The organism is Vibrio sp. 2-1-2a (genome assembly GCF_032648565.1).
Lineage (GTDB): Bacteria > Pseudomonadota > Gammaproteobacteria > Enterobacterales > Vibrionaceae > Vibrio > Vibrio diabolicus.
On the sequence record NZ_WBOH01000012.1, the window covers coordinates 88,506 to 99,229 of the forward strand.

Annotated in this window: 5 protein-coding genes and 1 riboswitch; of the genes, 3 read left to right on the plus strand and 2 right to left on the minus strand. The window is 44.3% G+C overall.

Features of this window, described 5'->3' with window-relative positions; genetic code table 11:
• Nucleotides 1-28: 28 nt before the first annotated feature.
• A complete protein-coding gene (locus tag F7Y48_RS21305; RefSeq protein WP_258508268.1) occupies nt 29-1,810 on the plus strand; it encodes a PglL family O-oligosaccharyltransferase in 1,782 nt (593 codons plus the stop codon).
• 59 nt (nt 1,811-1,869) lie between these two features.
• Here the strand turns inward: F7Y48_RS21305 and F7Y48_RS21310 are convergent, their stop codons facing one another.
• On the minus strand, nt 1,870-2,991 hold the full coding sequence (locus F7Y48_RS21310; RefSeq protein ID WP_047009173.1) for a pyridoxal-phosphate-dependent aminotransferase family protein: 1,122 nt from the start codon (nt 2,989-2,991) through the stop codon (nt 1,870-1,872).
• A gap of 220 nt (nt 2,992-3,211) precedes the next feature.
• Nucleotides 3,212-3,390, plus strand: a riboswitch (Lysine riboswitch).
• Between the two features lie 101 nt (nt 3,391-3,491).
• On the opposite strand from F7Y48_RS21310, the gene lysC reads away from it, so the two are divergent.
• Nucleotides 3,492-4,844, plus strand: coding sequence for a lysine-sensitive aspartokinase 3 (gene lysC, locus F7Y48_RS21315; RefSeq protein WP_047009174.1), 1,353 nt, complete (start codon nt 3,492-3,494; stop codon nt 4,842-4,844).
• An 86-nt stretch (nt 4,845-4,930) separates the two neighbouring features.
• Here lysC and metH read toward each other — a convergent pair whose 3' ends face one another.
• Entirely contained in the window at nt 4,931-8,611 is a 3,681-nt protein-coding gene (metH, locus tag F7Y48_RS21320; RefSeq protein WP_316685366.1) for a methionine synthase, read from the minus strand.
• A gap of 191 nt (nt 8,612-8,802) precedes the next feature.
• On the opposite strand from metH, the gene F7Y48_RS21325 reads away from it, so the two are divergent.
• The gene (locus F7Y48_RS21325; RefSeq protein WP_041852885.1) at nt 8,803-10,134 is read left to right on the plus strand and encodes a cation:proton antiporter; all 1,332 of its coding nucleotides are present in this window, start codon (nt 8,803-8,805) and stop codon (nt 10,132-10,134) included.
• The last annotated feature ends 590 nt before the right edge of the window (nt 10,135-10,724 follow it).

A 10,724-nucleotide genomic window follows, 5' to 3' on the forward strand; every position in this document is an offset into this window, starting at 1 on the left:
TTTTTTCATTCAAAACAACGCAATAACTATGGCTACTATACATGTAAGTGGAACAAAGCTTTCTCCCGAAAAAGTACAGGTTCCCCTCAATCGCAAGTTTCTCATTGCCTTGGCAACACTATTTGTGTTGGCAATGCACTTTTTCATGCCCAACCCCGGCGGTTCAGGGCTTTCACTTTCCTTCAATGCGACAACTTGGATTGCTTTTAGCTTTGCATTAGGTATTGGGTGCTACCAACTCTCGAGTAATCGAGCGCTACGTTACTCAAAATTAACCATCGGCTTGTTCATTAGTGCTTTTATCATGACGGTGCCCATTCTGTACCCAAATGCGAATAGCAGTTTGGCAGCCAATAAGCTCATTGGCCTGTGGTGTGGCATCCTGTTTTTTATTGTCTTACAACAATTTCATTTCAGTAATAAACATCGCCAACGCCTGTTATGGTTCATTGTCCTTGCGGTTGTTATCGAAGCCATTTTTGGTCTGACACAATATCTGTATCTCAAACCAGGCAATCCGTTTGGCTACGACACTGTGGCCAATCGTCCTTATGGTATTTTCCAACAGCCCAATGTAATGGCCAGCTTTCTTGCGACAGGATTGGTGATTGCCAGCTATTTACTTGCACGTCAGCCCTACAAATACGACCGTAAGTTAAGCGATGTTTATCTTCTCTATGCCGTGCCAGTTTTAACCTTACCACTAATTGTGGCGTTGGCTTCACGCACTGGTTGGTTAGCATCGATCATCGCCGTGTTGTTGGTCATCCCATACATGTATCGCTTTGCGACCAAAGGGCGCTTTATCCGCTGGGTTACGTCGCTTGTCACTGGGCTCGCACTCTCAGTCGTTGTCATGTATCTTGCCTTTCCTGATGGAAGTGGGTTAGCCGCAGAAAAAGTAAACATGGAGTCTCCTCGAGCGTATACTTTTCCGCAAACATTAGACATGGTGATTGAAAAGCCTTTTACTGGCTATGGATATGGCAAGTTTGAATCTGAGTACATGCTGTATACGGCTCGTCAACATGCCCTAAATGAGAATTACCCAGCTGGTTTGCCAGCCATGGATCATCCGCATAACGAGCTACTTTACTGGGGAGTAGAAGGTGGTTTGCTGCCAATACTCGGCATCTTCTTAGCGATGGCACTGGTACTGTATCGAATCTATCAAGCCAAACGCGGAACTCGTCTTGCGTTGCTGGCCTTGTTTATACCTATCGTATTGCACTCACAACTGGAATACCCTTTCTACCACTCTCTCGTACATTGGTTGATCTTCGTTATCCTGCTGTACTGGGTCGATCAGCGCGTCTCTCGTTATCGACAAGTCGGCTTTAGTAATGTGACCAAAAGCTTGCTGCGAGTCTTTAGTTTGGTAATTCCCGTTACGTTTACGTTTTACATGGTAAGCGCATTGCATACGAACTATGTATTGACGAAGTTTGAGACCACTAGGCCAACTAACCCTGATATTCTGAATCAAGTCAGTAACCCTGTAGTTTGGAAAGACAGGTTTGATTGGGATGTCTATAGCACGTTTTTAAACATTGGGCTGTACCAACAAGACGCAACCTTGATTCAGCCTTATATCGATTGGTCGCTAAAAATCATCAAAGATAAGCCTCGCCCTGCATTTTATAATAATTTGATTTTGGCCTACCAAGGCTTAGATGACTCAAGTAAAGCGGAGCAAATCAGAGCTGAAGCGCAGTTTTTGTTCCCGAAGATTGATTTCAGTGACGTCAATTACCGACCACCTTCTCAAGCAATCTCTGCCTCACCAGCCCCCACTTCAAGAGCAGAGTAATAAGTACAAAAAAGCGAAGGGATGGCCTTCGCTTTTCTTTATCTCATTGCGGTATAGCTTTATTCAGTGAGTGACTCTTCTAACGCTTTTAAGCACAGTGCAACGTTTTCAGGTCGAGCGCCGTAACCCATTAAGCCAATACGCCACGCTTTACCAGCTAATGCCCCGAGGCCTGCACCAATTTCTAGGTTATAGGTTTCTAGCAAGTGAGCACGAACTTTTGCTTCATCAATTCCTTCAGGCACGTAAATCGCATTTAATTGCGGCAAACGATGGGCTTCGTCCACAACAAATTCAAAACCTAGCTTTTGTAGGCCATTTTTGAGTTTTTCATGCATCAGTTGATGACGAGCCCAAGCGTTTTCTAATCCTTCATTTTTCAGTATCAATAAAGCTTCATGAAGCGCATACAAGCTATTAACTGGCGCCGTATGATGGTAACTACGCTTACCTTCTCCACTCCAATACCCCAATACTAAACTCTGATCGAGGAACCAACTCTGTACTGGTGTTGTTCTTGCTTGAATCTTTTCAATCGCGGCAGGAGAAAACGTCACTGGTGAGAGCCCTGGTACACATGACAAACATTTTTGACTGCCAGAGTAAACCGCATCCAGTTGCCATTCATCCACTTTTAACGGCACACCACCAAGTGACGTCACCGCATCAACAATAGATAATGCATTATGCTGTTTCGCCAGCTTACCCAATGCTTGAGCATCACTGACTGCACCAGTTGAGGTTTCCGCATGCACAAAAGCAAGAATTTTTGTATCTGGGTGCTGTTCGAGTGCTTGCTCGACTTTATCAATGGAAACAGGCGTCCCCCATTCATCATCGACGATAACAACTTCACCACCAGCACGGACGACATTTTCGCGCATGCGTTCACCAAATACACCGTTACGGCAGACGATCACTTTATCGCCTTCCTCGATTAAGTTTACAAAGCAGGTTTCCATCCCTGCACTACCTGGCGCTGAAACTGCAATAGTGAATTCATTGTCAGTTTGAAAGGCATACTTCAATAGCTGCTTGAGCTCATCCATCATACCGATAAACAGAGGATCAAGGTGACCTACCGTAGGACGGCTTAGTGCTTGTAACACTTGAGGATAAATATCAGAAGGACCAGGTCCCATTAAAATACGGTGAGGTGGAATAAAGCTTTGGATCGACATGTCAGCTCCTTGATTATCTTTTATCCTGAGCATTCTAAAAGTTCTATTCAATAACATGGCTCAGGTGTAGGGTTCTTCACCCTAATAGATTTTTCCTCTATCAGCAATTAGCCGTAAGTATGGAGGTCAAACCAGTGTCACAAAATCGTTAATAAAAAACACCATAAAGGTTGAAATATTGATTGACATTAAGGCCTCAAAACCGTTCAATGTTTGAGCTTTATGTAGAAGAGGAGCGCTACCCAGGTAGATGATTTGTGGAACCGCAATTCCAACACCAATCATTGAGGGGGAGTAGTGCCGAGGTAAGTCAAAGTTGCAGGATTTGACTTGTCGGTTGAATTGGGCTGAATCCCATCAACTGTCATCAGCGCAGTCTGATGAAGGGCTTCTGAGGGTAAATTTTTCAAATAGCATTCTAAATACCTCTCTTTTTGCTCTGTTCCTTTTCTCACTAAACATTGGATGTACAATTTTTTAGGAAGTCGTGGGAGAACGCAGTGAGCGCATTTAACGTAGCTAAATTCGGTGGAACCAGTGTTGCCAACTTTGAGGCAATGAGTCGTTGTGCCACCATTATCGAAAACAATCCAAATACTCGCTTGGTCGTGATCAGCGCTTGTTCTGGCGTCACCAACCTATTGGTGGAACTCGCCAATGGTGTACAGGATCAAACGCACCGTACTGAGCTGCTGCAAAATCTGGCCAATATTCATGACGCCATTTTAACTCAGCTCGAAGACAGCACAAAAACTGCTGCCGAGGTGTATGCCATATTAGATACCGTAACCAGCCTTGCCGAGGCTGCATCTATCCAAGCTAGTGCGAAGTTAACCGATCATTTAGTCGCATGTGGTGAGCTCATGTCGACGCACATTCTAGCTCAGTTAATGTGTGAGCGAGGCATTCAAGCAGTGCGCTTTGATATACGCGATGTGCTGCGTACTGATGACAACTTTGGTCGCGCGGAGCCAAACATTGAAGCAATTTCGACGCTTGCGCAAGATAAACTCGTACCACTTTGCCAACAATCCGTTGTTGTTACTCAAGGCTTCATAGGATCTGACGAAGCCGGTAATACAACAACACTAGGTCGAGGAGGCAGCGATTACAGCGCCGCCTTAATTGCTGAGAGCGTCAAAGCGGCAGGGTTAGAAATCTGGACTGATGTTCCGGGCATCTACACAACAGACCCGCGAATTGCGCCAAAAGCCTCACCAATTCCCGAGATCAGCTTTAGTGAAGCTTCAGAAATGGCTAACTTTGGCGCTAAAATCCTTCACCCTTCTACGCTAGTACCCGCATTGCGCCACGACATTCCGGTATTTGTAGGGTCATCGAAAGATCCAGAAAAAGGGGGCACTTGGATTCGCCACCAAGTCGAAAGCTCACCGTTATTCCGTGCGCTAGCTTTGCGTTGTAACCAAACCATGGTAACGCTACGCAGCGCCAATATGTTCCACGCATACGGCTTCTTAGCAAAGGTCTTTGAGATCCTTGCAAAGCATAAGATCTCTGTCGATTTGATCACGACATCTGAAATCAGTGTATCGTTAACACTTGATCAAACCGATACATCCGGCGGCGCGCCGCAGCTGCCGCAAGCTGTACGAGAAGAGTTAGAAGAGCTATGTAAGGTAGAAGTTGAACATGACCTATGCCTCGTTGCTCTCATTGGTAACAACATGAGTGAGAGTAAAGGCTACGCGAAACAGGTTTTTGGCACGCTAGAAGACTTTAACCTACGCATGATTTGTTATGGCGCTAGCCCTCACAACTTATGCTTCTTGCTCCATGAATCGGTATCGAAACAAGCCATACAAAAACTCCACACTGAGTTGTTTGAGAAGTAAGTTCAACTTAATAAAACAAAGGGCTGCGTATCTGCAGCCCTTTGTTGTTTCAATAGTTGTTACATTTGAACGAGGTAAACATCAATTTAACCGTTAATGTTTGGCCCTAACCATTTTTCAGCCTCGATCCTATCCCACCCTTTGCGATCGGCGTAGCTCTCTAGCTGATCTTCTTGGATCTGTGCGATCGCAAAGTAACGTGAGTCAGGATGAGAGAAATACCAACCAGAGACTGACGCGCCCGGATACATTGCATAGCTGGACGTTAGAGTCATGCCAATATTCTCTTCCACATTAAGTAGCTCCCAAAGCGGTCCTTTTTCAGTATGCTCAGGGCACGCTGGATAACCCGGCGCAGGGCGAATACCTTGGTATTTTTCACGAATGAGATCATCGTTTGATAAATCTTCATCCGCAGCATAACCCCAAATTTCTTTACGGACACGCTCATGCAAATACTCAGCAAACGCTTCGGCTAGGCGATCCGCCACCGCTTGAATCATAATTGCGTTGTAATCATCTCCCTGTGCTTTGTATTCATCAGCAAGCTCTCGTTCACCAATACCACCAGTGACAGCAAATGCCCCTATCCAATCATGTTTACCCGACTCTTTAGGTGCGATGTAGTCAGATAAACAATAGTTGAATCCTTTTGGTTTCTCGGTCTGTTGACGCAAGTTACGCAGTACTTTCACAACGTCGGTACGAGTTTCATCAGCATAAACTTCAATGTCGTCCCCCACGCTCGCAGCAGGGAATAAGCCACACATTCCACGCGCTTTTAACAGGCCTTCTCGCTCAACTCGATCAAGTAACTCGTTGGCATCTTCGAATAAACGTTTTGCTTCTTCACCAACTTCTTCATGTTGGAAAATTGTTGGATACTTACCCACAAGTGACCAAGTCATAAAGAATGGTGTCCAATCGATGTATTGACGTAATATAGCCACATCAAAATCATCGAAGATATGAATACCAGGCTTAACAGGCACTGGAGGAGTGTAAGCTTCCCAATCGATCGCAACTTTATTCGCTCGAGCCGCTTCTAATGTCACTGGTTTAGTTCTCGGTTTCTTTCGATTATGTTGATCACGTACTCGTTCGTAATCAGCTTCAAGTTTTTCAACAAATTCAGGGCGACGTTCATCTGACAATAGAGAAGTACATACGCCCACTGCACGTGAGGCGTTGTTCACGTAAACCACTGGATGCTTGTAATTTTGCTCAATCTTAACTGCTGTATGGGCTTTTGACGTTGTTGCGCCACCGATGAGAAGAGGTAAGTTAAAGTCGAGACGCTCCATCTCTTTTGCAACATGCACCATTTCGTCTAATGAAGGCGTGATCAACCCTGACAAACCAATAATATCGACGTTCTCTTCTTGCGCTACTTTTAAGATCTTTTCGCAAGGAACCATGACACCAAGATCGATAATTTCATAGTTATTGCACTGCAATACAACGCCTACGATATTTTTCCCGATATCGTGTACATCACCTTTTACCGTCGCTAACAAGATCTTACCGTTTGTTTGTCCCACCTGCTTTTCTGCATTGATGTAGGGCTCGAGATGCGCTACCGCTTGCTTCATCACTCGGGCAGATTTTACGACCTGAGGAAGGAACATTTTACCTTCACCAAACAAGTCTCCGACGACGTTCATCCCATCCATGAGTGGGCCTTCAATCACCTCTAATGGCTTTGAAGCATTGACACGTGCCTCTTCGGTATCATCAACGATAAACTCGGTTATTCCTTTCACTAACGCGTGTTCTAAACGCTTTTCAACAGGCCAAGTTCTCCACTCAAGTGCAGAGGCATCCTCCTCTTTACCTACCCCTTTGCCTGCGTATTCCGCCGCGATATCTAACAACCTCTCAGTGGCATCATCGCGACGGTTAAGAACGACATCTTCCACAGCCTCACGCAGCGTTTCAGGCACGTTATCGTAGATTTCTAACTGACCCGCATTCACAATCCCCATATCCATACCATTTTTAAAACAGTGATAGAGGAACACCGCGTGAATCGCTTCACGTACATAGTTATTGCCACGGAATGAGAAGGAAACGTTAGAAACACCACCCGAGATCATAGCGTGTGGTAAATCACGTTTGATATCGCCAACGGCTTCAATGAAATCCACCGCGTAGTTATTATGCTCCTCGATACCCGTAGCAATGGCAAAAATGTTTGGGTCAAAAATGATGTCTTCTGGTGGAAAGCCCACTTCATCAACGAGAATTCGGTAAGCGTTGGTACAAATTTCCACTTTGCGCTCACGTGTATCTGCTTGCCCTATCTCATCAAACGCCATCACAATCACAGCCGCACCGTAACGGCGGATCAACTTAGCTTGTTCAACGAATTTCTCTTTACCTTCTTTGAGAGAGATCGAGTTAACAATGCCTTTACCTTGGATGCACTTAAGACCGGCTTCAATAACCTCCCACTTTGAAGAGTCGACCATGATTGGTACTTTTGAGATTTCAGGTTCTGACGCACAAAGGTTTAAAAATCGAACCATACAAGCTTGTGCATCCAACATGCCTTCATCCATGTTGATATCGATAATTTGAGCGCCATTTTCAACTTGTTGACGAGCCACATCGAGCGCTTCATCGTACAGCTCTTCTTTAATCAAGCGTTTAAAACGCGCAGAACCAGTAACATTCGTACGCTCACCGACATTGATAAATAAAGAGTCTTTATCAATAGCGAGTGGCTCTAGGCCAGACAAGCGACAAGCAACGGGAAGTTCAGGTAATTGACGAGGGGCGATATTTTCAACCGCGAGTGCCATTTGGCGAATGTGCTCAGGAGTTGTACCACAACACCCACCAATTAAGTTTAAAAAGCCACTTTGAGCCCACTCTTTAACATGCTTAGCCATATCTTCTGGCGACAAATCGTATTCGCCGAATGCATTCGGAAGCCCGGCATTTGGGTGAGCGGAAACAAAAGATTCTGATATACGCGAGAGCTCTTCAACATAAGGACGAAGCTCATCTGGGCCCAGCGCACAGTTCAAACCAAACGAAATCGGTTTAACATGACGTAATGAGTTGTAAAACGCTTCTGTAGTTTGACCTGATAATGTTCTACCGGAAGCATCAGTAATAGTCCCCGAGATCATCACAGGTAACTCAATACCCATCTCTTCAAACACACTTTCAACAGCAAATGAACAAGCCTTAGCGTTAAGAGTATCGAAGATGGTCTCGATAAGAATAAGGTCAGAACCACCTTTAATCAGCGCTCGAGTCGATTCAGAGTAAGCCTCAACTAACTCGTCGAAAGAAACATTTCGATATCCGGGGTCATTTACATCAGGAGAAATAGAACAAGTGCGGTTCGTCGGCCCTAAAACCCCTGCGACATAACGCGGTTTATCGGGTGTTTTTGCGGTCCATTCGTCTGCAACTTCACGTGCAAGCTTGGCAGCAGCAAAGTTAATTTCTTCACTTAGGCTTTCCATCTCGTAGTCAGCCATCGCAATGGTTGTTGCGTTAAACGTGTTGGTTTCGAGAATATCTGCACCCGCTCCTAAATATGCAGCGTGAATTTCCTTGATAAGTTGAGGCTGACTTAGAACCAACAGGTCGTTGTTACCTTTTAGATCACAATGCCAATCCGCAAAGCGCGTTCCTCGATAGTCTTGCTCTTCAAGTTTGTATCCCTGAATCATGGTTCCCATACCACCATCAATCAAAAGAATACGTTGCTTCAATTGAGCTTCAATCTGTTGTCTTACATTACTTCCCACAGTACAACCTCATTCCTTTAGTTATCATTCCATCCTATCACACAAACTTCAGGAGTCTAGACGTCTAAACGTGGAATTAATGATTATTTTATCTCCTTCTTAACTTACAAAATAATCGCGAAAAAATGTTTGCTATTTAAGCAGCATCAGTCGAGAATCCCATTCATAAAATGTTACAAATAGAGAGCTCTATGTCGGTCTATCATACTTTATGTTTTCTATCCGCAGCTGCAATGCTAATTGCTTTTGTAAACAGCAAGATAGGAAAGATGCAAACCACCATTGCGATTACCGCAGGTTCAATGGTGCTTTCACTTCTAATCTTAATTGCGGGTCAAAACAACTGGTTCCATCTCACCGAAATTGCGACGGAGACGGTCACAAGGATCAACTTCGAAGATTTCTTGCTCAAAGGCATTCTTGGCTTCTTACTATTTGCGGGTGGATTAGGCATCAAACTCCCGAACCTTAAGGATCAAAAATGGGAAATTACCGTTTTGGCTCTTGGAGCCACCCTGTTTTCCACTTTCTTTATCGGGTTTGCGCTGTATGGGTTTTGTCAGTTAATTGGCATCCAATTTGATTTAGTCTACTGCTTACTTTTCGGTGCACTTATATCGCCAACTGACCCAATCGCTGTACTCGCTATAGTTAAAAAGCTCGACGCTCCCAAGCGTATCTCCACCCAGATTGAAGGAGAGTCGCTCTTCAATGATGGCTTCGGTTTGGTTATCTTTGTCACTCTATTTACGATTGCATTTGGTACTGAGGCACCAACTGTAGGTAGTGTCACCTTACTCTTCATCCAAGAAGCTATCGGTGGTATCACTTATGGTTTCGTACTCGGTTTGCTATTCCACTACTTAATCAGTGCCACCGATGATCACTCAATGGAGTTATTACTTACCATTGGTGTCCCAACGGCAGGTTACGCATTTGCTGAATACATCCATGTATCAGGACCATTAGCGATGGTTGTATCTGGTATTATGATTGGCAACTGGACACGTTTTATTGGCTTTTCGAAAGAGAGTGAAGACCACCTTGACCACTTTTGGGAGCTCGTCGATGAGTTCTTGAATGGCGTGTTATTCCTACTTATCGGTATGTCGATGCTGCTATTTGAATTCCACAAAGAAGACTGGATCATGATGGCTATATCAGTCCCTCTTGTACTAGCAGCTCGCTATCTAAGTGTATTTCTTTCTTACATAGGCTTTAAACGTTACAGAAAATATAATCCATGGTCAGTGCGTATTTTGACGTGGGGCGGTTTACGCGGAGGCCTGGCACTAGCGATGGCACTTTCTATTCCATCAGGTATTTGGGTGATTCAAGATAAGTTAATCGATGTAAAAGAGATTATTCTTGTAATGACCTACTCCGTCGTTGTTTTCTCTATCCTCATTCAAGGCTCAACAATCACCCCAATGATTGAAAAAGCAAAAGATGAAGAGAAGAAAATGGAAGAGAACAACCAAGCAATAACCACTCCGGAACATACGGAGCCAGTGGACTCTTAAGACACGTAACTTAATAGATAAAAGCAGCTAGGTAGCTGCTTTTTTCATAGCTAATTTTCAGACTCTCCTTCAACAACGAAGGCTCCTTATTCTTTGATATACCATCAAATATACGAAGAATCGCTACGCTACATTTTCATAGATACTAACTATTGCCGATAGATAGTGTTCATAGACGAGCCTTTTAATTTACCCGTTTTCATCTGTATCACTTCTCTTTCCTTGGCAATTAGGCTCCTCGCAAACATCAAAGCTAAACTTTCACAATACTTAGCAATGAGCGAGTTTGTATTTTTATGAGAAAGAGACATTTAGGATGATTGCGAATCACTATCCAAACGGACTAGAAATCACACAGAACTGCGCATCAACTCGTTCATGAAAGGGCCTAGAAATCATAAAAAGAAAGGAGTATATCTCTCGATACAAGATTTCAATATGATGGAAATGAGGGTTAAGGGATGTCGGGTAACCAAAACGAAAAAAGCCCCAGTCTTTCGACTGAGGCTTAATATAAGTGGCGGAGTGGACGGGACTCGAACCCGCGACCCCCGGCGTGACAGGCCGGTATTCTAACCAACTGAACTACC